Below are 26187 nucleotides of genomic sequence, written 5' to 3'. Positions count from 1 at the left end.
CTAGGTTTTCTTTTCATTCGACAGGGCTTTTTCAATCGCTATTTGCATCAATTTTACCCCCTCTTTAATATCCCGTTTTTCCATGGCACTATAGCTCAAACGAATATAATCGGCATCGGCATTGCCATACGGGTAAAATACATGTCCCGGCGCAAAGGAAACACCAGCCGTCTCAGCATGGATCAGCAGTTTGGTTTGATCAATTGGCACTTTAAATCGGCACCAAAGACTGGCGCCCCCCGCCGGAATGGCATACGTTAAGTAATCTGAACAGTATTGCCGCAGCATGGCCACCATAAAATCGCGTTTTTCACGGTAAGTATCCGTAATCTCCGCAAGGTGTGCTTCATACACACCGGATTCTAAGTATGCCGCCATCGCATACTGGTCTAAAGAGCTCAGAAAGATTTGATTTTTTTCCAAGATACGCGCTAACTTTTGCGCAATTCCCTTTGACAAAACAATATAGGCGATTTTCACCCCCGGGATAACACGGAAGATAAAAGAATCGATGTAAATGACATTGCCAAGTGTATCCATCGCCTTTAGTGAAGGTATTGCAATGCCTTCATAGCGAAGACCAGAGTCATGATTTATTTCAATAATGGGTATATTATAGCGGTAAGAAAGCTCAAGAAGATTCTCGCGTCGGTTCAGCGACATAACGGTCATCGTCGGATTATGAAATGTTGGGATGGTTAAAATAAATTTTGGTTTAAATTTCAAGATGAGATTTTCCAAATAAGCGACGATCATGCCGTCTTCATCGGTTGGAATCGTCACAATATTGATCCCAAGAAGTTTGATGAGATCGTAAATATCCGGATTAATTGGTTCTTCAACAATAATGGTTTCACCCGGCGACACCGTTAATTTTACAAGATAATCCAGCGCCTGGTATGTCTCTGCACAAACGGTTATTTCGGATGCATTCGCGTATATGTGATTGGATTCAAGCATTTCTGAAAGTTGTTTCCTAAGGGGCATTACTCCCTGAGGACTGGCGTAGCCGTAAATTTGATCTGTTTTCTCTGCAACGAGATTTGTCAGAATAGCATTGAAGTCATCCTTTGGATAGCACGCTGGAGACGGCATCGCCGTGGCAAATGAAATGATCTTACGGTCAATTGATGTATGAAACAATCGGCTAAAAAGTGCATTTGTCTGTAAGAACTCATCTGAAACAATGTATTCAAATGGCGTAAAGTGTCGTGCCAAAAAATGATTTTGACGATTCGCTTCACCTTGGCCGTAGGTCACAAAATAACCTTTCGGTTTTTGTGAAACACGAATATATTTTTCATCAACCAATAGACTGTAAGCTTTGATGACTGTATTTCGGTGTACTGCCAAACGCTTTGCCAGTGCGCGTTCCGTTGGCAATTTATTGCCGTCGGAAAGCTCGCCACGTATAATCATATCCACGATGGCATTGCGTATTTGCATGTAAAGAGGTGTCTTGTGATCTTTAATAATTTTAATCTCCATACATCACCTTTTAAGAATTTGTCATATTTATGAAGTGAATTATAGCACTTCTTGGACTATTCCAAAAGTACCAAATAACGCTTTTTGGCGTAGTCCAAAATTGTGATCTCTGCTGCAATCCAATACAACTGTTTAAAAGTATTAAAATAGACCCTATAAACAACAAACTTGAAAAACATTTCGTTTATACGGCCCATTTAATGGCATCTTACATTATTAAATTAATTGATTTGCAGCGGTTTTACATCTCTGCCTTTTCTAAATCGATTTTTTAAGCTTCGCCTTATGCCCACAGGCTCTGTATATCCTGATCAATATATGCCCACAAATAGAGTGAAGCGATACTTCTATAAGGCTGCCATTTATCCGACAGTTCAATTAAAGACGTCTTGCCGGCTACGCCATACAACGATTGAATGGCACCCTGCAAGCTCGCATCTCCCAGTGAAAAAATATCTTTGCGTCCCAGCGCAAAGATCATATACATCTCTGCTGTCCACTGGCCGATGCCTTTAACCGCCGTCAGCTTCTTCATGACATCATCGTCTGCCATCGTCGGCAGTTCATCAAAGACGAGTCTTCCGTCTTTAACGTGTTCAGCCAAATCCTTAATATAACGTATTTTGGCATATGAGATCCCAAGTGCTCTCAACGACGCTGCATCAGCTGCCAATACAGAGTCAGGCGTTACATTACCCTCTAAATAAGTGTGCAGACGCCCCCATATAACACTTGCCACTTTATTGGAAAGCTGTTGTCCGATAATGGTGCTCGCCAGCCCTGTAAACTGATTGTCGCTCAGCGCGTATGACAATGGCCCAATCGTATCCATTAGTTTTGCCATAATGGGATCATTGGCTAAGCAGTCACATGCCGATTGTGTTGTTTGCAATTGCTGCATGACCTCTCCTTATCTTCCGAATTTATTTCAATGGGTTTCTGTGTATTGTTTAAAGTTGTCAAGAATTGCCTGCCAACCCTGCTGCTGCATTTCGACATCGTGAACCGCTTCCGCTTCAAAACTTTGATCAATGACAATACCATCTTCTGCTTCAGAAAAAACAATTGTTACTTTACGGCCGTCACCCAGTGTATAAGCAATGGTTTTAAGCGGTTCGACGAGTGTGTAAATTCCTGCAAAATTAAAATTGAAACTGCCGTCTTTTGCCGCCATTTTGTACGTAAAGTATCCGCCTGTTTTTAGATCGTTTTCCGCTTCCGGGGTATACCAGTCATCAGAGGCATGATTCCAGTTCACAACATGTTCTGCCATCGTATAGTACTGCCATACTTTCTCAAGCGTGCTGCCTACTTTTGTGCCAATTTGAATAACCGTCTTTGACATTGTAAACCTCCTTAAAAAATTGTTGAAAATTATTTCAGCCGCTTCTTCCAAAGACTTTTATTCTCCTCGGGCGGCATCAATTGCAGCAATATCCAGTTTTCCACGGAACGTCAAACTGATCTTTTAGCCATCTGCATTGTTCAGCTTTTGGAACTGTACTAAGCACCTACCAAGAATAATCTATTTATTTCTGATTATGACACATGACCATTGGCTAAATAACCTCATTATAAACTTATTGCATTTATACCTCAAAATAACATGACCTAACAAACCACAGCAAAAAAAGAACCCGTTACGACATTGATCGCAATCATGTCATAACGGGGCCATTTACTTTTTTACGGTACAATGATAAACATACTGTCTGTCGTGGTTGCCTTATTGCCAACGATGTCATAAGCACTTTCAAAGACAACGTTGTATTGACCGCGCAATACCCGTTTGCCTTCATTATCTGTCATCGGCCAAACAGTTTCATATTCAATGGTTTTACCGGGATCGACGACGACACTTTCAATTGCCATGGTAAAGACTTTATCATTTGACCATTGATAAATTAAAGTACCATAAGAATCATAAATGTAAATATCGTATCGTTGACCGTTATGATACGTTAGCAGCGCCGTTTCGTCGGAATCGTTTTTCATTGTAAACGTCAACGTCACACCATCTTCAGCCTCTGTCACTTCTAATTTCCCTGTCATTGCATTACCTGCTGCTTCAAGTTTATGTTCCACATTCATAGCATCATATACTGCTTGTGCAGCTTCTCCCCGCGTAAGGTATGCATTTGGATAGAACATTCCGTCTTCGTCTAACTTTAAAATACCATAAGCAAGGGCCCTGTGAATGGCACCTGACTTTAGAACGTCCATACTTTCAAAATCTTCAATGGCAGTTGGGATTAAATTGATCATGGGCAATTCGTTACGCATTTCCATTGCCGCTTCTAAAATGCTGTAAAAGTTTTCGCGTGTCATACTTTCATTTGGCATAATTGTACGATCTATCGGCAATCCGTTGGCGCCGGCATTAATAAACGCATCCTCATACCATGCATCTGCACTGGCAAAATCAAAGAAATCTGATAATTCAGGCGCCTTGATAAATGTCATATACGAAAGATTAATATTAAATGCTTTTGTAATCATTTGGATTGCTTCAGCATTGGTAATCTGTCGATCCGGCTGGAATAAACCATGCCCCACACCGCCAACAATTTCCTGCGAGGCAAGCGCTTCAATGGCATCGTTATAAGATGTCATCGCCGTATCGTTAAATGGCACTGATGCAAATACCATAGATGTATTGATAACCAGCATCAATCCGACTGCGGTAAAAGTTTTTATCATTTTTTTCATGTAGATCCCTCCTGTTTATGTCATATGATAAGACGTTGTCCGTATGCAAAAAGTTCCCTATATCTTTAATAAACAGCATCCTGTTTAATAGCTTCTATTTATTCATGATTTGATTTTTCAACAAGTACGGTTAATAATTGTTCAATGCGGTCCAATGTTCTTAATGTCATAAACATAAAATACGGCACGCCTATCAGAAGCGCCAGAAAGATTATTAGGTTTATCAATTGCATTATCAAGGCTATTCCCCCACTTTTGATTTTCATTTTTTTAACATTATTTTGTAACATCATGCTGTATAAAAACAGTTCATCGTTTTGCATATTCACTCGTATTGATCTTAAGGATACAACCGTTATTGAGGTGAATCCATTTCTACTATTTTACTTTCAATATCTGCAAGCAATAATTCAAAATTTGCTAACGAATCAGTCTGCGATAGGACAGCATAACCTAATTGCTCATCAGCTGTTTCTCTTGTAATGGTATAGCTATACTCAGCACCAGGATATTCTGATTGTTTATCGACCAAATGATAGGTTACAAAATCTGCATTTTCAATTAAACTTAGCAGTATAACAGCACTTCTAAAAAAAGGTGCCTCTTCAATATAACCTTTCGGCGAAATGCCGTCATAATGAAAGACCTCATAATCAACAGCAACACCATTTGACGAATCCGACGTCTCCACAGTCGTTGTGAGGTGGTTTATACCAGCTGGCATCGGCAACAGATCTATTAAGGTCACAAGTTGTGTACGATCGCTGACATACTGCATTTTATTTTCCAGCAAATCACGCATCTGCACATCCTCTGTCGCTGTTTCTTCTAGAACTCCGCCTGTACAACCGATCAGCATCATACACATTGTCATCAAAACAGCCAATTGATTGACCCATTTTATCCTATTCATCTTATTGAACATCCCTTCAATCAAACAATTCACCGTTAGTCGGTTTACGATGCCTTCTAATGATTAATGATAACGGTACAAATATCATGATTACTTTCATATTACAGTGATTCCATATTGCCATTGCTTAGAAAAACAAAAAAGGATCATTTCGATTATATACGTCATCTACTTTAGGCCCCATCCCTATTTGCTTCAAAAAAGTGAACAAGTTCACGTGATTGTAATCGTCAAATATGACATCATTTCCCAGTATGCTATCACATCTGCATTTATTATCTCATAAAGGTTTTTTTGCCGCAATGCCAAATTTAGTAAGCCATTTTTCCTACACCATCCCAAGGCTCACCGAAATCAGCTTATTCACCATCTTCTCCAAATAAATCGCCAACATTTTTCACGATTGTTTAGAAATTCTTTTGCCAGCAACGCTAATCGATTGATCCATTAGCCATTCTTTTTCTTTTCACGCATGCCGAGGTATAGCAAAATCACGCCCAGCACAACGATGACACCCGTTAAGAAAAAAATCGTTGGATAGGGCTGCTCGCCTGTATATCGCCAAAACTCCGTGTAAAAACCATTGCCATTTACTTGTTCTTTTTGCAGAAAACCAAAGATGGGCAGCAGCATTAATTCAATAATGTACAGACAAATACCCAGAACAATCGTTTTATAGCCTGCCATGATGATGCGTTCACTAAAATTTTCTTTTCTCATAATTTTCTCTTTTCTGCTATTCAAGGCAATCGAATAATAGCCTTTCGTTGATCCTTCACCACAATTGGTTAAATTTCCATCTCATGAAAACCAGCCCTAATTTGCCGAAAGGATTAATATTTGAATGATGTAACTTTCTCTGTCTTTATCCATTGCAGATACAAGTATAAACGCTGACATTAAATCGTATCAAACAGCGCATGTAAAATCAAACATGGCGTTAATGATTTTGTCGATAAATAGATTTTGCCAAAGAGATACCCTGCGAACACTTGAAAACTTGGCCATAAAAAAGAAACGAGGGTGATTGATTCATAATTTAAAAGATGAATATAACCGAATACAATCGCCTGAAAAATATTTGCTTTATCTTTTCTAATGCCAAGCGAAACAAGACCCCCAAGTAAAAATCCTCTAAAAATCACTTCCTCTACAATGCTTGGAAAATAAAGTGATCCCACAAAGCTTGCTAAATAGCCGCTGAATGTTACAGCCTTTAACGCTTCAATATCATAGATAAGCAAATATGGGATCTCGATAAAAAAATAAACAACCAGCATCACTATAATAGTTTTAATGGCTGTCGTCCAATGAAAGCTGCTCACTTTAATGTTAAACAAGTAACCTAAAAAAACACTGGTGGTTAAAACAAGTCTATACAGATGCACATTGCTAAACAGATTTAAGTATTTGCAGGCGAGCTGTATGCTCATATACAACAGAAATGAGGCAACAAACGCCTTCATTAAATTTTGATTTTTTTCAATTTTAATCGCGTCATTTGAAATAGAATCCAGAGAAAATAGTAAAATAAACAATGCAATGACAAATGGAATGACCTTGATCGTATTGGTTAAATAAAGCCATACGATGCACAGACCGAGAAAGATAAATTCAAACTTTGATATTTGTTTATAATCCACCCATTCAAAAAATCGCATTTCTTTATTGGCAGAAAGCGCATAGATTCCCCAGGGGATGCTCAAAATGCCACACAAGATCATGGTTATAACGACTAATTCATTCAAACGAAATACTCCTTAAGTCAAATGCTTATATAGATTTGTCAAATCCTATTGCATACATTGTCGGCATAAACTCAATAGATTTGTACTGAGCGATTTCCTGCTGATAGAAAGAATCCTCTTTCATGTACCCTTCATATTATATTGAAAATTATATGCCGTTGCAAGTTCAGCTGTTTGCTGCAAGTAATCTTTACAATATGTATTTCATAATGTCAAGCACTTGGCAGATCAATATTTGCATTAAAATAACAGCGAAGATAATCCGCTGTTATTGAGGATCGATATTTCGCTAACTTAATCAACTCCGGAAACGGATGTCAGCACTTCAGCATTCCCCGAAAACACACTGTTCCGACCATTGGCTTTTGCACTATAAAGCATTTGATCAACCCTTTTAAGCGTTTCGTCAATACTCATCGCACTGCTGGCTTCAATGACCCCAATACTAATGGTCAGTGTCAATTCAGGCAATTGCGTATAAGCATTGTCAGATACAATGCGGCGAAGTCTTTCCGCTGTTTTTCGCGCCTCATCCAGAGCAGCATTTGGCAAAAGGACGAGAAATTCTTCCCCACCCCATCTGCCGACATCATCAAATCCTCTGATATTATCTCGAATACATTGCGATAAGTGCCTGAGTACAGCGTCACCGGCAGTGTGCCCATATTGATCATTCACATTCTTGAAATGGTCTACATCAATGAGCAAAACTGAGAAAGCCGTTCCAGCACTAACCAGAATATGATGCTGTTCGCGAATGAGCGATTCAATTTTACGACGATTGTAAATCCCCGTCAGTGCATCTGTCGATGCAAGCGCTTCCTTTTTTTCCAACTGTATTGCCAATGTCTTCGTTTCATTATACGCTTCATGAGCACGCTTATTGGCGATCATATGCTCAATGGCAAATGCCAGCAAGAGCGTCAGCACTTGCGATAGGGCAAACAAGAGCGTTTGAGTATTGTCGCAGTCTCCATGATAATTCAAAACGGGATGGCAATAAAGCAGCCAGCCCACTCTCATCATATGCATCAAGACAAACCCGCATGCAACCCATTGAACACTGGCTGTAAAGGTACGGTAAAAGGTGGATGTTCGCCAATGAAGCTGCCATATAATATAAATATACACAGGTATCGTAAAACTTGACGAAATTAGCATTATGTAACGAACCGAAAACTGATTGTATGTAAAATAACTCATGACGCATACAAAAATAGCCACGTAAGCAATCAGTTCTTTTTTGTGGACTGCTGCTTCAGCAAAAGTCAGCACACCTATGCCAAAAGTACAAATCCCCACCAATACCAGTATATTCGGCAATGCAAGTCCTGCAAAAACCGACAGCTGATCAGCAAAGAGGAAAAGAATTAGTGCGATTGCCGTTAAACCGAATGATAACGCCATATCCCGAATACCTAGATAGCGGTTCCCATATTTTATCCATAAAAAAAGGAGTACAGCTGTACAGACCAAGCGGATGAGAATAAAAATCTGAACAACCGTATAGATATCCAATTGTTTCATACTACTATTCCTTTGTTAATTATTTTGGTATCAAATTACTATTATAACCTATTTTATGCCATTATCATGCCTATGAAAAGTAGTTTTCTTCTCCCAAACCTTGCAATTGTGTAATGTTTGTGTCATTTTAAAACGCCTGCAAAGTAAATATGCTTTGCAGGCGTTTCTTATTTGTCTTTATAACCGCATCTCTATTATGTTTCAAGTAATACAGCCGATTGCTTCAATGCCTCAATAATCTGAATATGCTGAGGACAAGCTGTCTCACATTGACCACAGGCAATACATTGTGATGCAAGACTGCTGTTATAAGTCGCAAAACCATATTTGCGCTTGGCAGTTGACAAATCGTCATAGATATAATAAAGATTGACAGCATCAAAGATTTTTGGAATCGGGATGCCTTCAGGGCAGTCTTTCATGCAGTACTGGCAGTCTGTGCATGGAATGCTGTCTATTTTATCAAGCTCTTTCTGCACTTTTTCAATAATTTGCCGCTCATCGTGAACCAACGGCTTAAATGATTTCATATAAGAAAGATTATCTTGCATTTGCTCAATGGATGACATACCACTTAACACTGTTATGATGCTTTCAAGAGAAGCAGCAAACCGAACCGCCCATGAAGCCACGGATGCCGTCGGTGCATATTCAAGGAAATAGTTGTCGATCCCTTTAGGCAGCGACGCCAAAAGACCGCCTTTGACCGGTTCCATAATAATAATCGGCTTACCGTGTTTTCTTGCAACTTCATAGCATTTTCGGGATTCGATGGCATAACTTTCCCAATCAGCATAATTAATCTGCAACTGAACAAATTCCATTTCCGGATGTTTCGTCAATAGATTATCCAACACTGCCGCTTTATCGTGAAATGAAAAACCCAAGTGCTTAATCAACCCTTTTGATTTTTGCGTTTCAAGAAATGTCCATATATCGTAATCATCAAAGCACTTGGTTCTATCATCGCCTAGATTGTGGAGCAGGAAAAAGTCAAAATACCCGGCACCCGTTCTTTCCAGTGACGTCCAGAACATTTGCCTTGCTTCCTCTGCACTCTTGGCACCAGCCCATGCCGGAAGCTTTGTAGCCAGCTGAAATGAATCTCTTGGGTATCGATCCACTAAAGCTATTTTAGCCGCTTCCTCTGATTTGCCATTATCATAGCCATAAGCTGTGTCAAAATACGTCATGCCTTCTGCCATAAAGACATCTACCATCGCTTTTGTCTGTTCAATATCAATTTCGCCGTCACGCTTTGGCAGGCGCATTAGTCCGAACCCTAATTTACGAATGTCTTCACCTAAATACGTCATTCGATTCCCTCCTTACACTTTGTCTCTAGCATTATTATACTCTTTTTACAGTGCATTTCAAACAAAGGGCACATGGAAGTCATCACGCCTTCCAGCATGATACGCTTGAGCAATTCAATCGGTCGGTTCTTATAAATGCATCACTTTTTGATCAATTATCTTTCACTTCATTGGCCACAACGTGAACGATACCCTTTTTCCATAAAACTCTTGCAATACCAATAGCAATCGGCAGCATAAGCAGAATGGCCACACCTTCTAATCCGCTGATAAGGATACCTGTAATCACGGTTATCGATACAATGATTACTGGAACAATCATGATGAGCAGTTTGTTTTTAATGCGAAATGAACCCTGTTCAGGGCCAAGGATGCCTAAGAACATACCGCCAAAGAGCGCCGGCAGCATATAGGAGGTCGCACTTTTGACAAACTCAGTCTGAAAGAGCGGTTGAAGCGGTACCAACAGTAATACGCCAATTGCAATAATCAGCATTGTCAGTATGGAAGATGCTGCTACGGCAACAGTTGCAATTGCATCGCCCTCCGGTGTATTCTGATCCGCTTTTGCTAATTTTAACGCATTGAGTACGCAAGGCAATTTTAAATTTAAGATATTCCCTGTCAAGAATGTCAAGTAACTCGCCGAGCCAAGGATTGGCGTATAACTAATAACTTCTGAAATACCAATTGGGATGAAGAGCGCCATAACGCCAATACCACCTTTTAAAATAGCCGAAAGGGGCGGAAAGCTATCATAAGCTACTGCAATTGCAATTGGAATAAACATCATATAAAGAATGGCAATTAACGCACCAATGCGACCGAAGCGGTGCACCCAGTTCGTGTAGTCATCAAGTATAACGGTTTCTTTCTTCTCTTTCATGGTTTCCCCCCTATCCTAAGATTGATTGCCATCCCACAGAAGCAACCATCGACAAAAGCAGCGTTACCGCCAGTACAAAGTTACTAAGCCAGTGTATTTTAAATTGTTTAATGATCAGCGTCATCAACAGTGTGATCAGCGCACTCGTAAAAAGCGTCGCTGCACTGACGGCATCGCCAAAGATCATGACTGGCAAAAAAACAGATGCCAATGTCAGCATAAAGCAGCTGCTCATGACGATGCCCCACGTACTGTCTTTTTTCTCCCGTGCAGCCATGAGACCTGTCGTCATTTTCTTGCCAAATGGCAGCAGCACTAAAAATCCGCCCAGTATACCAATGGTCATCACAATCATGATAACTGAAAAAACCTGTGGATCATTGGCTTCAGCCATTGCCGCAACATTGGCATAAGACATACCCTTCGAAGCAAGATCGGCTGCCATCAATTCATAACCAACAGAACCGAGTACCGAAAGACGCCACCACGGCCATGGAATTCCCATGACTGCCGAAAGTGAAAAGAACCCAATTACGATGGCGATACTTGGCACCAGCGTAAAGGCAAGGCTCGACTTAATAACATCGTTAACAGTCGAACGGTCAATCCCCAGTTCGACACACCGCTGGTAACTGCGCTTTAAAAAAACAGCTGCAAATCCCAAAATATAGAGCAGACCAATAATAACGAGTCCATAAAGCAGTTTACTGTTTGAAATTTCAAAAAAAGTCATCTGTGCGCCCCCTCTCTACGCTTTGCTGTGTTCATCCAGCCATCTTGCTGCCGCATAAGCATAGACAGCTGCGCCAGTTGACAGAACGCTCTCATCAAAAATAGCTTTCGGATGATGCTGTGGAAAGCGATAACCTTCGTCAGCATTGCCTGCAGATAACCCCAGCATGACTGTCGGCACTTTTTCACTAACATAGGCAAAGTCTTCAGAACCGCTCATTTTACCACCACCTGTTAAAACACTCATATCGAGCAAATCATTTTCAGGTAGTAATTCTTTCAAAATCGTTCTGGTTGATTCAACTAGTGCCGCATCATTATTAAGCGCAGGGCAACCATCTACTATTTTCACTTCAGCTGTCGCACGTACTGCTTCTGCCGTTGCCTTGGCAATGGCTTCGAGACGCTCTCTGACAAAAGTTCGCGTTTCCGGCTCATAAGTACGAAGTGTTCCATACATATGCGCTGTATCCGGAATGACATTTGAAGTTGTTCCGGAGACAAATTTGCCGATCGTCAATGCTACAGCCTGTCCCGGTGCCAATTCTCTGCTGTGAATCGTCTGGATCGCTTGAAAAATATGTGTTGCAGCATTGATGGGATCGACGGCATTATTGGGCATCGCACCATGACCGCCTTTTCCTTGAACATGTATCTCAAACCAATCGGATGCTGCCGCTGTAAGCCCAGCCTGGGAAACAATTACTTTGCCGGCAGGCAGCGGAAATCCCGTCATCACGTGAATCATCATCGCTGCGTCGACATCCGGCGCCTTTAAAACACCAGCTTCAATCATGTTCTTTGCACCGGCTAAGGTTTCCTCTGCCGGCTGAAACATTAACTTTACTTGTCCCTGAATATCGGGTTCCATCGCTTTAAGTAATTTAGCTGCACCCAGAAGCATCGCCGTATGTAGGTCGTGACCACAGGCATGCATATTGCCATTGACTGATTTAAAAGGGACATCTGCTGCCTCTTCGACAGGAAGCGCATCCATATCCCCCCGGATCAAAAATACTTTTCCTGGCCGTTGTCCACCTGCGATGGCAACAATACCTGATTTCCCGCAGTCTTGAGGTTCATAACCCATCGCGATAAGCTGTTCCTTCACGAATTTTGTCGTGATAGGCAAATCCAGTGAAAGTTCTGGATTCTGATGCAAATATCGTCTAAATGCAACGAGTTCATCCTGCATCGCCCTTGATGATTCCAATAATCGTGCTTTCAATTCCATAATTTCCCTCCACATTTTATGACATTTATGGTCACGTCCTTTAATAAACCTTAACAAACATATTAATTTTCGTCAATGATTTTCTAGGTTTAGGTTACCGTCTTTCATTGAATAATGGTATACTTGCTACAAGGAGTTGATTTTTTTGATCGTTAAATTGGGCTTAATCATTTCTGAAAGTCATGTTGTGTATATTAAAGAGATGCAGCAAAAACTCGAACGCTATTGCCAGATGCAATTATGCGTTATTAGAGATTTTCCCGACATCGTCAATTGTTATTTAAAACACTACAACGACGTTGATGCTTTTATCCTCAGCGGTCCCACCCTCAGTAATTATCTCAACAAAAACATAAATCCGATCGACAAACCCTGTTATGTCATTTATGACGATGATGCCAATATTTTAAAGCATCTTTTCAAGCTCTTTGTCAATCATCCAGAAATTGACAGTTCTCGTGTCTATTTCGATTCTGCCAGTGATAATATGATCGAAACACTCTCAGAAATATTTCCCGCAGATAAAAGACCCTATGTCTTTCCTTTTTTTGAAGAAGATCTTGATCTGTATGCAGAAAGAATATTTCAAAAGCATTTGTCGCTTTGGCAGAACAATCAAATCGACTTGTCTGTCACACGCTTCGGTATGCACATCGATCGAATGAAAGCTGCCGGTATGCGCTGTTATTTTGTTGAGCCATCTGAAAAATACGTTTATAACTTACTAATGCAGGCCATTAATCATGTCAAACTTGAAAAGCTAAGTGCCAATAAGATCGTCGTTGGCTATATTTCGTTTGCACCAGACGAACGCCTTTCACAAGACAATTTCGAGCGGGAATACTATATTGACAAGCTCTATCGGGAAACGATGTCTTTCGCCAAAACATCAGACTACGAGTTCGTCATCCAGCAGCGGGAAGAAGTCATTGCCATGTTTTCGACATTTGAAGAAATTGCGCTCATTACCAATGACTTTACGAACTGTCAGCTGCAACTGCACTTCAAAGACACTATTCGAAAAAAAATCGCTATCGGATACGGCAGCGGCCAAAACATAACACAGGCAAAGACAAATGCCGTGACTGCGCTGAACAATGCACTTGAATCCGGCGGTGACAAAAGCTATTTTGTCGATGACGACCACAGGGTTTTCGGTCCACTGGAAGCAGGTGAACGACTGTTATATTCAAATCAGCCAAATGGCGCAATCATGCGCCTGTCAAATGATTTAAACATCAGTAGCGCCTACCTTCAAAAATTGATCGCCTACGCTGCAAAAAATAAAACGAATCGCCTTGCTACTGACGAAGTGGCATCACTTTTAGATATTGCGCTTCGATCTGCCAACCGCATCTTAAATCGCATTGTCGATCATGGCGGTGCCGTTGTCATGACAGAAAAAAAACAAGCGTCCAAAGGACGCCCTAAAAAATATTATCAAATGCTGTTTTTAGATTCTAACGGCAACCTCATCCGATTTCAGGTTTAACCGTTTTTCTTAAAGTTTCAAAAATCCCCCACCTAAAACATTTGTGTTCTGGATGGGGGATTAATTATCTGAAAAGTACCAGTATAACCTTAAGGTCTGCGTCAGTGATACTGTCTAAAATCGTATTGACCGCGACTTCAAGCGCTTCAGCTTTTGGATAGCCGTATGCACCTGATGAAATTAATGGAAAAGCAATCGACTTTAAGCCATGTTCCTTTGCAAGTGCAATTGATTTTTTATAACACGAGGTTAAAAGGGCACGTTCATTTTGCGTACCGCCACGCCAAATTGGTCCGACGGTATGGATGACATGCGCCGAAGGCAATTGATAGCCAGCCGTTATCTTCGCATCACCAACTGCGCAGCCATTTAAAAGCCGGCATGCCGCCAAGAGCTCCGGTCCGGCCGCTCGGTGAATCGCACCGTCAACACCGCCTCCTCCCAGCAAAGATGTATTGGCCGCATTGACAATCGCATCAACGCTAAATCTCGTGATATCACCTCTTACAATTTCCAGAGACATACTTTTCACTCCTTTTATTGTTCGTCATTATCATCATACCACTTCATATGATTTGTGCATTAAAAAAACTTCCGGTACTTGACAAAAATCACCAGAAGTCATATAATTAAACTTACACGCGCCGTATTTTACAGTCAAAACAGCAAGCCTATGTTACAATAAAATGATAGCATATTTAAATCGTTTTGTCAAATGTTTTTTGAAAGGAGTTCTTTATGCCGCTCAACGCGATTGATCTCGTCCCTAGACAATTAAAAACCACCGTCCCGCAATTAATGACGCTTAATGACATAACCGCTCCCTACGGTTTATCTTTGACGCAGGCGGATGCGGCACTGCTGTTAGCCACACGCGACACCGCTTTAAAATCAACGGGAAGACTGGAATTCGGCAGTGGGATCATTGACAAAATAATTGAAGCTTTTTATGATTCACCTTATCTAATGGCATCGGAATACGTTGAAACACTCACCGATCTCATTGATGCCTTTTATTATTTTAAAAACGAACTGCACGACCGCATGGGGGATGATGCCCTTATTGCATTTATGCGAAGGGCTTATGACGATCCCTGTAACGGCGCTGTCACGCTGCTGACAGATTTAATCCTGCCATCGCTTGCTTCTGCACTTGATCAGGGCATGCCTTTTACCCGCGCTGCCAAATACGCCCTTTCGGAGGTTGAAAAATGACAATATCATCTTCAAATGCGCTCTCAACACCTTTTGATCAATTTGAAACCATGCGATACACCTGCGCCACCCGCCATTATTTTAGAAGCTTATGTGACCGGTTTCTTCAAAATCAGCTTGATCGGATCGAGTCAGAAACCTATGCGCTTTTAGCGTCATTGCTTTCGCGTTACACACTTGGAGAGAGCAGTTCTGTTCCCGCTGAATTTGCTGAAAACGTTCTCATTTCCATCCTCTACACCATTGGTATCGGCTTAAAACCCATGTCTGTTATAAATGCCGTAAACCTCGTGAAGAGCAGTCGCGTTGATCAGCTCTTTGAAATTGGACAAAAACGTATTTGCATAAAAATCAACACTGTCAAACATCGCCATCTTGAAGTCCTTAAAACCCGCTGTCCAGTTAACAATCACGTCTATCAATCGACGATCCGCGGCGGTATTAAAGGTTTTTTAAAATTGTATGACCCGATTTATGCCGCGCATGAAATACACATTACAGCAGATTACCCAACTGCTTCGCCGCGTCCAGTTTCAGAGGGCGTTGAATTCATCATTGACTATTTAGAGGCAATCTACCTTGAAAATCTCATTCTCAGTGCCTTTCCAAAAAAGGCGATCCTAGACTGTATGCGTCGGTACCACCGTCATTATGCCATCATGATCGTCAATTTATTGGATATCATGATGACGCAGGCTTTAGGCTGCTTGTACGCTGGACGTCCACCACTTCAGCTGAATCTGTCAGCCACCGATGCCGCACAGCTGTATACAGTTCTTTCGATGAAAGAGGATCTCTCCGAGACCATTCATCTCGGTCTTTTGCACCTAATTGTACTTTTAAACTTAACGGCCTCATCGCTTGCCTCGAATTATCTTTTGGCTTATGAACGCGAACTTTACCACAACTTCCATTTTGCTATCGAAACCGATACGCTGGAACAGCGGCTCTGTATTGTTCGTTCACCTATCAAAAGAGATTTGGTTTTTGTAGATGCATCGACGACCATGCCGCTTCCAGATTATCGACGCCTTTATCATGAACTGATAAGCTGCCGCCATGCTAAAGATCAATGCCAGCTGCTGTTAAAAGATGTCCATAACTTTCGCGATCTCGAAAATCTGCTGCTAGATGTGCCAATGCCGCCGGAAACACTGCATAGGCTATTTCGTAAACTTCCTGATATAACATTGGCTGCACTGCTGGTACGTCACCCTTTTGCCACATCTGAATACGACCCCGATGAAAATGACAGCGACAGAGCCCTCAGACAGGCACTGTCACTTTACATGCAGTCACTGGCACCTGATGAACACCTGTCGCTTCACAATCTTTCGGCTTCTGTGACCTTTAAACAGCAGACTTTTTCAAAACAGTTGTCAGCATCACGTCATACACCTAAATAGTTAAGTCTATTGCATCTGTTTATTGGTTATGGCTAGATTAAAATTTTTTCTAAAATTTTTATCCAAATCCGTTAAAAATAGCAATATGTCTTAACCGCAGCCGTCAGTGTTTCTCTAAAATCGGGATGTGCAATGGCGATAAGCCTTTTGGCGCGCTCGCCAATCGACTGTCCTCGCAGCCATGCGACACCATATTCTGTGACGACATAGTCCACATCGTTGCGGGTAAGGGAAACAACGGCACCTTCTTTTAAACACGGTACGATTTTGGATGTCAGTACCTTCTCGCCGTTTTCATTTTTGACAGATGCCGTCGAATAGAGCGCAATAATAGACTTCCCATTTCTGGAGAGCTGTGCGCCAATTGCCGTATCCGCCTGCCCGCCTGTTCCTGAAAATTGCTTGTAGCCAATGCTCTCCGAGCAGCATTGCCCCGTCAGATCGACTTCTATTGTCGTGTTAATAGAAACCATGTTGTCATTTTCACGAATGACATAAGGATCATTTGTCCATCTGCCCGGCATAAACCAAACAGATGGATTGTTGTGAATATAGTCATAGAGCTTTTGGCTACCCAGCGCAAAAGTACAAATGGTCTTATCTGGGTACAGCGTTTTGTTTTTATTGGTCACCGCACCCGACTCAATTAAATCAATCATACCGTCTGTAAACATTTCTGTGTGAATCCCGAGATTTTTCTTTGTCTTTAATGCCTTTGCAACTGCATTTGGAATGCCGCCGATTCCCAGCTGTATGGTGGCACCGTCTTCAATCAGTTCTGCAATATAGGCGCCGATTGCCTCATCCTTTTCGCTAATCTCGCCTGCCGGCAAAATCGGCAAACTGCGCGTTGTTTCCAAAATACAAGCAACATCTTTTACATGTACCTGATTGTCACCAAACGTCCTTGGAAAATGCGGACTCACTTCTAAAATAATGTGAACATTACCCGAGCGAATAAGCTGCATCTCATAGGTATTGCCGATTGATAAGCTAAAATAGCCATGTTCATCCATAGGTGATGCAACGGCCATCAACACTTTTCGCCTTCCTGTCATTGCATCAAGTCGCTTATCCAGAGCGCGGTGAAGGTGCTGCGGTTGAAATGAAATATGACCCTTTCCATGTGCTTTCCGCAGACCGCCATTAAAAAACCAACTGTTGATATGCAGCGTCTCCTTTAACGCCGGCATATCAAAAAACGGATAATTGCCCACAGGCAATGTATTGGAGAGTTCGCATCCCTTGACATCATATGCCGCCAGCTGATGCATTGCTTCCATTAATGGTATGGGTTCACTGCCGCCCAGCCCCACCACGATAAAGTCATTGTCCTCTATAGTCGATAAAATATTCTCAATCGACATCGTTTTATGCTGTCTTTCTCTTTCATATTGCATGTCATTACCCCCATTTCACCACGGTACAGGCAAAAGCATAGCCAGTGCCGGCGCCAAGCAGCCCAACATAATCCCCCGCTTTTACGAGACCGCGTTCCAAACCATATTGCAGCGCCAAAAACTGATCAACATGACCGCAGTGGCCATCATCACACAGGTAAACACTTTGATTTTCCTGCATGTCAATCGCTTTTAAAATCGCCTGGTGCGCCTTTGGATTAATATGTGTAATGCCGATAAAATCAAGTGGCGCCGTCAAACCGGAACCCTTTTTTGCCCGATTGACTGCTTCAACAAAATTCGGCAGTGAGCGTTCGCCTAGTCTGACTTTCATCCCCGCCGGATCCGGTAGATGCAATAGCCTAGCGCGTCGCAAACTTTCAGAATCGCTTGCAATTTCATCTGTAATCGGATATAGTGAACCACCCCATTTGCCAATAACATCATCACAAAAAACATGATCGGTTATAATCCCCGTCTCCAAAATGATATTATGATTGTGGTCTTTCTTGAGCAGTAAAGCCAACCCTGCCGGACTCATGTCAAACATGAAAGACTGGTTTTTGTCCTGATAGTCTACCAGGTATGCGTTGGTATTTCCGCCTGTCACGAGAACCGTATTTAGCGATGAATCCGCCAGCATCATATCCTTTGCCACCTTTAGCGCCAGCGGCGTTGCCGCACAGCGGAAGCCCATATCCCATGCATAGGCTCTGTCCGCACCGAGCTCATTTTGAATTTTAATCGCTGCTGTCCAGCAAATATACTCGCAATAAGTTTCACCTGCATATAAGATCATATCCAGTTCATTTGGGTCTGTACCCGTTTTCTCCAAAAGCCGTTTCGACGCTTTTGTTGCCATCATGGCTGAATGATCTTCCGGACCGCCGACGTGTTTTGCGTTCACGCCCATCTTCTCCCTTAAGACATTTGCAGGAATATTGACTGCTTCACTTAGCATTTCAGCACTCACAGTCTCCTCGGGCAAATACAATTCAAAATCGACAATCCCTATGTTTTGTTTTTTCATGTGATTACCTCCTGAACGATACTATTGCAAAATTGCTGCCAAAGCATAAAAATCGTCCAAACAGTATGAAAACATTGAAATTTTAATATATCTATTCCGTATATTTTTTGTGGAACGACAAGAGCGACACGGTTTGCCGTAACGCCATGATACAGTTTGATAATTTGTGACAGTATGCGTTCCGCCGCATCAATGATATAATTTAGAGGGATATTATTTGAGTCAAATTGATAGAAGGGGGCACTATGAACGAATATATGTTGAATCAAAAACTCGACAAATTCATGGAAGACATTCCTGCGTCGCTGTTTAATGAATTATCGCTTCCCATTAATTTTGTCGATCATAATTGCAATATTCTCGTCATGAATCGCGCATTTGTAGAATACCTTAATTTGCCGTTAAAGGACACTGTCGGCCAGAATCTCGTCGATATTGACAATACGACGCGTTTTCCAGTCGTCCTCCAGACCGGCATTCCTGAAATTGGTCACAAGCACCGCTTTAAATCCGGCCAAGAAGCAATTGTTGATCGCATTCCCATTTTCGATGGTGATCGCGTTATTGGCGGCGCAGGCATTGTCTTCATGGACAATTTACCACCTGATTGCATTGAGAACAAAATCAGATGCTCCATCATTCGCAAAATTCGCCCTGACTATCCTTTTGACAAAATAACGGATGGCGGGCCAAATCAGGCAAAATACACTTTTGACGATATTATTTCTAAATCAAAGCTCATTATGCACTTTAAACAGCGTGCACGCTCATTCGCCAAAACAGATCTTCCCGTGCTTATTACCGGTGAAAGCGGTGTCGGTAAAGAACTCTTTGCACACGCCATTCACAATGCGAGCAAACGAAGCGACAAACCATTCGTCAGTATCAATTGTGCCGCTATTCCCGATACCCTTATTGAATCAGAACTCTTCGGCTATGAAGCTGGCTCTTTTACCGGTGCCAGCAAACAGGGAAAAATCGGCAAATTTGAAATGGCACAGGGCGGCACCATCTTCCTTGATGAAATTGGCGAATTGCCGCCAATGATGCAGTCTAAACTCCTTCGCGTTTTACAGGAAAATCAGATCGAAAAAATCGGCAGCAGTGAATCACGTGAAATTGATGTTCGCGTGATTGCAGCAACTAATGTCGATCTCTTAGAAAATATTGAAAACAAAACTTTTCGTTCTGATTTATATTATCGTCTTAACGTACTCAACCTCAACATCCCCTCTCTGAGAGAGCGCTCAGAGGATATCCCGCTACTCATTGAACATTTTAAATCGCTTTTTTATCAAAAAAACGGTATTTATAAGGTCTTTTCAAAAGAAGCATTGAGAATACTAACCGCTTACGGTTGGCCGGGAAACGTTCGCGAACTTAAAAATATCGTCTATCGCTTAATGGTCATTGCCGAAGCTGAGACGATCAATCACGAGCTCATTCCAAAGGATATTCTAGAAGCGCATTTTTCCCTTTACGCCGATCAGTACGATCCAAATGACCTGCTTGAAAACCGCAGTACCCTAAACCATATCATGCGAGAAATTGAATCGCAGATCATTGAAGATACATTAAAACTCTGCGACAACAATAAGTCGAGAGCTGCTGATCTCCTTGGAATCAAGCGTATGACACTGTATCGAAAGTTAAAAAAATAGCATTGGCGTCTAAACATTCATAACGACAAGTCGAGACACTGATCTCATTCGTAAGCTGCTCGATTTTGAGCACAACTGCCGCACAGGCATTCCAAGTCGTTATATCACTGATAAAGCGGCATACTGCAATCAACACGTTGACAATCGGGTCTAATCGTGTTAGACTTACATAGGTCTAACACGATTAGACTTTTTTTATCGGGAGGCTTACTATATGGAAACTTATAAACTTGGAGAAATGGAACAACGGTTTGCAGATTTGATTTGGCAGCGTGAACCGATTTCCTCAGGAGAGCTTGTCAAGCTTTGTGATACAGCATTTGACTGGAGAAAATCCACGACGTACACCATGCTCAAAAGATTGTGTGACAGGGGTATATTTGAAAACCAAAAGGGAACGGTTACGGCGCTAATCGCCCGTGAAGATTTTTTAGTCATACAGGGGGAACAGTTTTTGACAGAAACGTTTGATGGATCTCTGCCGCAGTTTCTTGCCGCTTTCACCCGCAGAAATAAATTGAGCGAAAAAGAAATTTTGGAGATCCAACGTTTGATTGACACACATAAGGAGGGATAGCTGTGCTGGATACAGTTTTTTTAAAGATCCTAAATATGAGTTATACCGCCAGCTATGTCATCCTTGCTGTTCTATTGATAAGACTTTTGATCAAAAAAGCGCCTAAGCGTTTTTCCTATACGCTGTGGAGCGTCGTCTTATTTCGGCTCATCTGCCCGTGGTCATTTGAAAGTGCTTTCAGCTTGCTATCAATAGGCGGAAGAACTACAGAGCAGTTTCAGCCTCTTCCCGAACAATTTGTGACGCTGGGAACAGTCCACAGCTCTGTGATCACTAATGGGGACGGGATAATGCTAGCCCCTGTTTCTCATGCGCTGAAAGAACCTCTTTTCGATAATATCTTTACATTGATTTGGCTCATAGGGATAGCTACTTTGATGATTTACAATTTAATGATGATGCTGAAACTGAAAAAACAGCTCAAAGGCGCTGTACATGATACGGAGAATATTTATCTTTCAGCCAACTTGTCGACGCCCTTTGTCATGGGCGTGATTCAGCCTAAAATCTATCTACCGCTGTCACTTTCCAAAACGGAAAAACGCTACATTCTGCTTCACGAGCAGACGCATATCCGCAGGCTTGATTATCTTATTAAGCTTGTCAGCTTTCTGGTGCTTTGTATTCATTGGTTCAACCCATTGGCATGGGTAGCGTTTTTCCTCTCTGGTCGGGATATGGAAATGTCCTGCGATGAAACAGTTATCAAAAAACTGGGTAATGATGTAAAAAAAGAATACTCTGCCTCACTACTCTCTCTTGCTGTCGAACGACGGATGATCGGCGGTACTCCTTTGGCCTTTGGCGAAGGGGATACGAAAAGCCGCATCAAAAATGTGCTGAACTATAAAAAACAGCCTTTCTGGATTGCAGTGATAGCCATCGTGTTTTGCGGTACCATGATTGTCGGCCTTATGGCAAACCCTCGCAGCAAAGCAATCATTATGACAAATAATGCACTATATGAAAGCAATCGTAAAACTGTTGGTGCGCTCCCTGCCAACGCTTATGAAATAGGTACATTAGACAGCATTCTGCACATTCCCGGCAGTATGCCGGAACACAATTTTCAAGGTGTGGGACTGGATGAAAAATATGCAGGAAACCACTTGTATCAGAGCGGTCTGAATGAAAACATCATTTACCTAGAGGATTTTGAAGGATTCTACATTTCTTTTGTAAAGCAGTCGCAAAATTCAACAGCCCCTAGCAGCGCAACGTCCGAAATCACTGAAAATTCCGAAAAATCAACCCCTTCACAGCACATCGCACTTTCCTTTTTTATCAAGCCTGATGAACCTGTACAGGTCATCGGCGAAACCGCAGCGAATATCTGGTTAAAGTCTCATATGGAAGAAAATATTGCCTCAACAGAACGGATTGCAGACTACACAATCAATGCAGTCACAGTCATTGCCGGCGATCCTAAGGTGGGGCAAAAATGGACGGATATGGAATACCACTATGTGGTACGGGTTAACTACGACATTGCCACAGCATCAGAGGAATACTTTGCCCCCGGTGACGGCGCCTCCGGGAAAGGAACTTTTCAGAACTTGTTCCGCGAGTTATATGTAAAGGCTTTAGGCACTGGCAACTTTGAAATTGCCGGTGTTGGAACAGACGGCGGCGAACAGGCGTTTATTGATCCGCTTGAACTTGCAATCTCTGCTGCGATTTTGGATCGAGAAAAAGACAGCTCCAGTAGCGAGTTTCTCTGTGAAAGCCACGTGACACTAATGACCGAAAGACACAGTCCGACAGGCAACAGCGAGAATGTTGATATGGTCACCGTTTATACAATGGTACTTGTTCAGAAATACGACTTTGTAAATGATGGCTTGGATCCGGTTGGAGGCAGTCACATTCCGACAGCTATAACCTTCGATGTAAATAAATCTGGAAATTACCTATTAAAAGAATACTGGATTCCTCGCGATGGTTCTTATTATGGGCCCGATATTAAAGAAAAATTCCCCCCTGCCATCTGGGCTGATGCACTGGATACACAAAAGTATATTTTGGCACAAATTCAGAATAGCTATGCTCAAGCCATCATTTATAAACAACTTGATACCACTTCCATTATTGAAAACCTTTTTGATAGATTGATGTCTTCTCCAGCAGGTTCTTCCAATCCGGAAGATTATATTGTTGCGCATAGACTGGATTATCGTGAATTAACCTACTACGGTGATTATACCTTGCAGTATATATTTTCAGAATTTCTGAAAGGTGGTCAGATAGGTCTGAAAGGACGCCTCATGCGGATTGTAATGGACGACTTGATTGCCAACGATGGGATGCCTATAGCCGCAGAGAGTGGCCAGGCGTATTTTAACACATGGCGTGAACACGGACAGAATAAATTATCCGCCATAGGAGAAGATGAAATGCGCGAACGCTATCCCAAATCATACCTTATGCTTACAATGCTACCGGAAATGGAATAGATTAAAAAATGCCCGCAGTCCTTTAAAGTGACTGCGGGCATTCATAATAATACTGCGTTGAATTACTGAATTAATAGACGACTTTCGTTTTAATGACCATTCTTTATGAAAACATCTCATTTCAAATCAATGTTTCAGTTCTTGGATGTGCTCGAGGCACTGAACATCGTCAGTGTATTCTAAATAAGATGCTGTTTAACGGCCTCTTTTTTCGGATGCCGCCGATCATGCGTAATCTTTTAACCAATGCGTTCCATTAAAAAATTCAAATTTTCTGCAAGGTGGGACATAATCGACATGCCCTCTGCATCTTCATCGGCATTAATACTGCCGGAAGTCCCGGCAGTTCCCACCGTCCAATAATTTGAGCCCACCGTTATCAAGTCGTTTACCTGCGCCCACAGCATCAGCTGCGCCAGTGCAAATGTCTGTCCGGTTTTGCGCGCCACTGTGATGGGTGCAAAGAGTTTCCCCGAAAACACCATCTTTCCCCATTGATAATTATCATCGGAAGTCTCAAGTGCATTCTTCATCCACCTTGCGGAAAATCCTGCGCGATCCAGAAGCGCTTTCAGTTTTGGCGTTATTGAACCGTTGTAGACCGGGCTGCCAACAACAAGGCAATCCGCCTCCGTCATGTGTTTAAACACCGCTTGAAAATCATCTTCAATCACACAGCGCCCCTCTTTCACACACTGATAACAACCTTCACATGGCGCTATGTTTAAAAGCCTTAGCGGCAAATAAATTGTGTCGTGATCGGCCTGTGAGAGCTGTGACAAAACTTTTTTAATATAAGTTTCCGTATTGCCCTCCCTCGGACTGCCGCAAATACCAATTGCCTTCATTTTATTTCCTCCTGTTTGCATTTGCTATAAATCAATCACAGCATCAACGCGCGGATCAATCTGTGTTTCCTTATTTGATTTTGTCACCAATGAAACGATAACTGTTACGACGATAGATGCCGTGATGACATTGACATACCATGGCAATCCACCAGGCCAAACAAAACCGTGATTATTGAGCCAAAGGCTGCCAATATTGCCGACAAAGGCCGTAATAAGCCCGGCAAAGACACCTTCACTGCTGGCGCCTTTCCAGTTCAGACCCAGTATAAATGTTGGAAAAGTTGCAGACATTAATGTCCCCCAGCCAAATGTTCCTAATATGGCAACCGCCTCCCCGCTGGATAACGCAAACAAAATTGACACGATTCCGATCACAACGGTAATCCCTCTGGAGACATTCATTTGCTTCTTGCCTTCCAGACGCAAGCCGAATGCATTGGGCAAATCACGTGATAATATATTGGCTGAAAGTGTTAAAAACATGGACGCTGTTGACATGGATGCCGCAAGAATCGCCGCGTAGACAAATAGCTGCGCATAAACGCCAACATAATCGGCAACGGCAAAAATAGCATTGTCTGCAACTGCCAAAGGTGATATCAGTCCCTTTCCAACGAGGTAAAGTGCTGCATAGCCCATGGTCAGTGCAAAAAAACCGACGACAAAGTGTCCAAGTCCGGCATAAAGCCCTAAACTCGGCATATCCTTTGGATTTTTTAATGCATACATGCGGGTTAAGACTTGCGGCTGTCCCATTGTGCCAATAATCGGAATAACCATCCACGCCATGGCTATAGAACCTGGAAGTGCTCCCCACGCATTCATAGCATTTGGCGTAAACTGCTTTACGATTTCCTTCCCGTCAACCACAGCTGAAACAGAACCCGCTGATGAGACGATGTCCACAACACCACTGAAGCCACCTGTAATAAAGAAAAATGCAATAATCATAATAAGCCCTGCCAGCACCATGATAAAACCTTGAAAAGCCTGTGTCAGCACGCCACCAACTTCACCCGACAAACTTGTATAAACCGTTAAAATACCAAAAATAATAAACCCAGCAACATAGGGATCCCATCCCAACAAATGCGCAAAAAGTGCTGAACAAGCACTAATTTGAGATGCTAAATAGGCAATGGCACCAATAAACAGCACCAAAGACAACAATGCTTTAATACCTCTGTGATAGCCGTATCTCAAGTCGGCTATATCACCCAAACTGGCAATCGGCGCCACTTCTGCCATTGCACGAATACGCTTGCCAATTGCCATATACGCCATGGCAAAAGCACAAGATGACAGCATCCAGAGGTTCATCGTATTGCCCGTCGAGTAAATAAGCCCTGGAACGCCAACTACCGCAAAAGCACTGGCAACGGCAGCAACCGTTGATAAACTTACCGTCAAGGGACCAAAAAGCGCCGTTCCACCAAAAAACGACTGTGCATCTGATGCCTTTTTCTTCGCTGCCCAGCCAATGAGAAATGAAACAACAATCATTCCAAATGAAAAAAGTAGTATAAGCCACTTAACCGAATCCGTCATC

General features: G+C 42.2%; 22 protein-coding genes and 1 pseudogene. 6 read left to right on the top strand and 17 right to left on the bottom strand.

The window, feature by feature from the left end; translation table 11 throughout:
* The 12 genes from KHM83_RS01920 to KHM83_RS01865 all read right to left on the bottom strand — a co-directional run bounded on the left by KHM83_RS01920 (window position 1) and on the right by KHM83_RS01865 (window position 12553).
* A complete protein-coding gene (locus tag KHM83_RS01920; protein WP_213235211.1) occupies window positions 1–1488 on the bottom strand; it encodes an aminotransferase-like domain-containing protein in 1488 nt (495 codons plus the stop codon).
* A 283-nt stretch (window positions 1489–1771) separates the two neighbouring features.
* Entirely contained in the window at window positions 1772–2389 is a 618-nt protein-coding gene (locus KHM83_RS01915; protein WP_213235210.1) for a DNA-3-methyladenine glycosylase family protein, read from the bottom strand.
* A gap of 27 nt (window positions 2390–2416) precedes the next feature.
* Window positions 2417–2833 carry an SRPBCC domain-containing protein gene (locus tag KHM83_RS01910; protein ID WP_213235209.1) on the bottom strand — a complete coding sequence of 139 codons (417 nt, stop codon included), beginning with the start codon at window positions 2831–2833 and terminating at the stop codon, window positions 2417–2419.
* Between the two features lie 341 nt (window positions 2834–3174).
* Complete coding sequence (locus tag KHM83_RS01905) at window positions 3175–4197, bottom strand: BsuPI-related putative proteinase inhibitor (protein WP_213235208.1); 1023 nt, start codon at window positions 4195–4197, stop codon at window positions 3175–3177.
* A gap of 355 nt (window positions 4198–4552) precedes the next feature.
* Window positions 4553–5110: a DUF4825 domain-containing protein gene (locus tag KHM83_RS01900; RefSeq protein ID WP_213235207.1), complete on the bottom strand. Its 558-nt coding sequence runs from the start codon at window positions 5108–5110 to the stop codon at window positions 4553–4555.
* A gap of 447 nt (window positions 5111–5557) precedes the next feature.
* Window positions 5558–5830, bottom strand: coding sequence for a hypothetical protein (locus tag KHM83_RS01895; RefSeq protein ID WP_213235206.1), 273 nt, complete (start codon window positions 5828–5830; stop codon window positions 5558–5560).
* 179 nt (window positions 5831–6009) lie between these two features.
* Window positions 6010–6858, bottom strand: a complete 849-nt coding sequence (locus KHM83_RS01890; protein ID WP_213235205.1) for a CPBP family intramembrane glutamic endopeptidase — start codon at window positions 6856–6858, stop codon at window positions 6010–6012.
* A 294-nt stretch (window positions 6859–7152) separates the two neighbouring features.
* Window positions 7153–8385, bottom strand: coding sequence for a GGDEF domain-containing protein (locus KHM83_RS01885; RefSeq protein ID WP_213235204.1), 1233 nt, complete (start codon window positions 8383–8385; stop codon window positions 7153–7155).
* A 194-nt stretch (window positions 8386–8579) separates the two neighbouring features.
* The gene (locus KHM83_RS01880) at window positions 8580–9701 is read right to left on the bottom strand and encodes an aldo/keto reductase (RefSeq protein ID WP_213235203.1); all 1122 of its coding nucleotides are present in this window, start codon (window positions 9699–9701) and stop codon (window positions 8580–8582) included.
* A 151-nt stretch (window positions 9702–9852) separates the two neighbouring features.
* Window positions 9853–10587, bottom strand: coding sequence for a hypothetical protein (locus KHM83_RS01875; RefSeq protein WP_213235202.1), 735 nt, complete (start codon window positions 10585–10587; stop codon window positions 9853–9855).
* A gap of 10 nt (window positions 10588–10597) precedes the next feature.
* Window positions 10598–11320 (bottom strand): DUF5058 family protein, encoded by a 723-nt coding sequence (locus KHM83_RS01870; protein ID WP_213235201.1) that lies wholly within the window; start codon window positions 11318–11320, stop codon window positions 10598–10600.
* Between the two features lie 15 nt (window positions 11321–11335).
* On the bottom strand, window positions 11336–12553 hold the full coding sequence (locus KHM83_RS01865) for a M20 metallopeptidase family protein (protein WP_213235200.1): 1218 nt from the start codon (window positions 12551–12553) through the stop codon (window positions 11336–11338).
* A 145-nt stretch (window positions 12554–12698) separates the two neighbouring features.
* Here KHM83_RS01865 and KHM83_RS01860 point away from each other — a divergent pair, with 145 nt between their 5' ends.
* Complete coding sequence (locus tag KHM83_RS01860) at window positions 12699–14045, top strand: hypothetical protein (RefSeq protein WP_213235199.1); 1347 nt, start codon at window positions 12699–12701, stop codon at window positions 14043–14045.
* 70 nt (window positions 14046–14115) lie between these two features.
* Here KHM83_RS01860 and KHM83_RS01855 read toward each other — a convergent pair.
* Window positions 14116–14568 (bottom strand): annotated as a pseudogene (locus KHM83_RS01855) (O-acetyl-ADP-ribose deacetylase); the annotation flags it as partial.
* A gap of 215 nt (window positions 14569–14783) precedes the next feature.
* Between KHM83_RS01855 and KHM83_RS01850 the strand changes: the two are divergent.
* Both KHM83_RS01850 and KHM83_RS01845 read left to right on the top strand, forming a co-directional pair.
* Entirely contained in the window at window positions 14784–15260 is a 477-nt protein-coding gene (locus tag KHM83_RS01850; protein WP_213235197.1) for a DUF6323 family protein, read from the top strand.
* A complete protein-coding gene (locus KHM83_RS01845) occupies window positions 15257–16666 on the top strand; it encodes a DUF6179 domain-containing protein (RefSeq protein WP_213235196.1) in 1410 nt (469 codons plus the stop codon). Before KHM83_RS01850 ends, KHM83_RS01845 begins: the two co-directional genes overlap by 4 nt.
* 71 nt (window positions 16667–16737) lie before the next feature.
* Here the strand turns inward: KHM83_RS01845 and KHM83_RS01840 are convergent, their stop codons facing one another.
* Window positions 16738–18066, bottom strand: a complete 1329-nt coding sequence (locus tag KHM83_RS01840; protein WP_213235195.1) for an acetyl-CoA hydrolase/transferase family protein — start codon at window positions 18064–18066, stop codon at window positions 16738–16740.
* 4 nt (window positions 18067–18070) lie between these two features.
* Window positions 18071–19096: a 3-oxoacyl-ACP synthase gene (locus KHM83_RS01835; protein WP_213235194.1), complete on the bottom strand. Its 1026-nt coding sequence runs from the start codon at window positions 19094–19096 to the stop codon at window positions 18071–18073.
* Between the two features lie 245 nt (window positions 19097–19341).
* On the opposite strand from KHM83_RS01835, the gene KHM83_RS01830 reads away from it, so the two are divergent.
* From KHM83_RS01830 to KHM83_RS01820, 3 genes are all read left to right on the top strand, one after another.
* On the top strand, window positions 19342–20757 hold the full coding sequence (locus KHM83_RS01830; protein WP_213235193.1) for a sigma-54 interaction domain-containing protein: 1416 nt from the start codon (window positions 19342–19344) through the stop codon (window positions 20755–20757).
* A 214-nt stretch (window positions 20758–20971) separates the two neighbouring features.
* A complete protein-coding gene (locus tag KHM83_RS01825; protein ID WP_213235192.1) occupies window positions 20972–21334 on the top strand; it encodes a BlaI/MecI/CopY family transcriptional regulator in 363 nt (120 codons plus the stop codon).
* A gap of 2 nt (window positions 21335–21336) precedes the next feature.
* A complete protein-coding gene (locus tag KHM83_RS01820) occupies window positions 21337–23787 on the top strand; it encodes a M56 family metallopeptidase (protein ID WP_213235191.1) in 2451 nt (816 codons plus the stop codon).
* A 239-nt stretch (window positions 23788–24026) separates the two neighbouring features.
* Here KHM83_RS01820 and KHM83_RS01815 read toward each other — a convergent pair whose 3' ends face one another.
* Together KHM83_RS01815 and KHM83_RS01810 are read right to left on the bottom strand one after the other, a co-directional pair.
* On the bottom strand, window positions 24027–24635 hold the full coding sequence (locus KHM83_RS01815; protein WP_213235190.1) for a flavodoxin family protein: 609 nt from the start codon (window positions 24633–24635) through the stop codon (window positions 24027–24029).
* Window positions 24636–24659: 24 nt separating this feature from the next.
* A complete protein-coding gene (locus tag KHM83_RS01810; RefSeq protein WP_213235189.1) occupies window positions 24660–26186 on the bottom strand; it encodes a sodium:solute symporter family transporter in 1527 nt (508 codons plus the stop codon).
* Window position 26187: the final 1 nt, after the last annotated feature.

This window comes from Fusibacter paucivorans (assembly GCF_018390735.1).
GTDB classification, from domain to species: Bacteria; Bacillota; Clostridia; order Peptostreptococcales; family Acidaminobacteraceae; genus Fusibacter; species Fusibacter paucivorans.
This window is presented reverse-complemented; position numbering and strand designations above follow the sequence as displayed.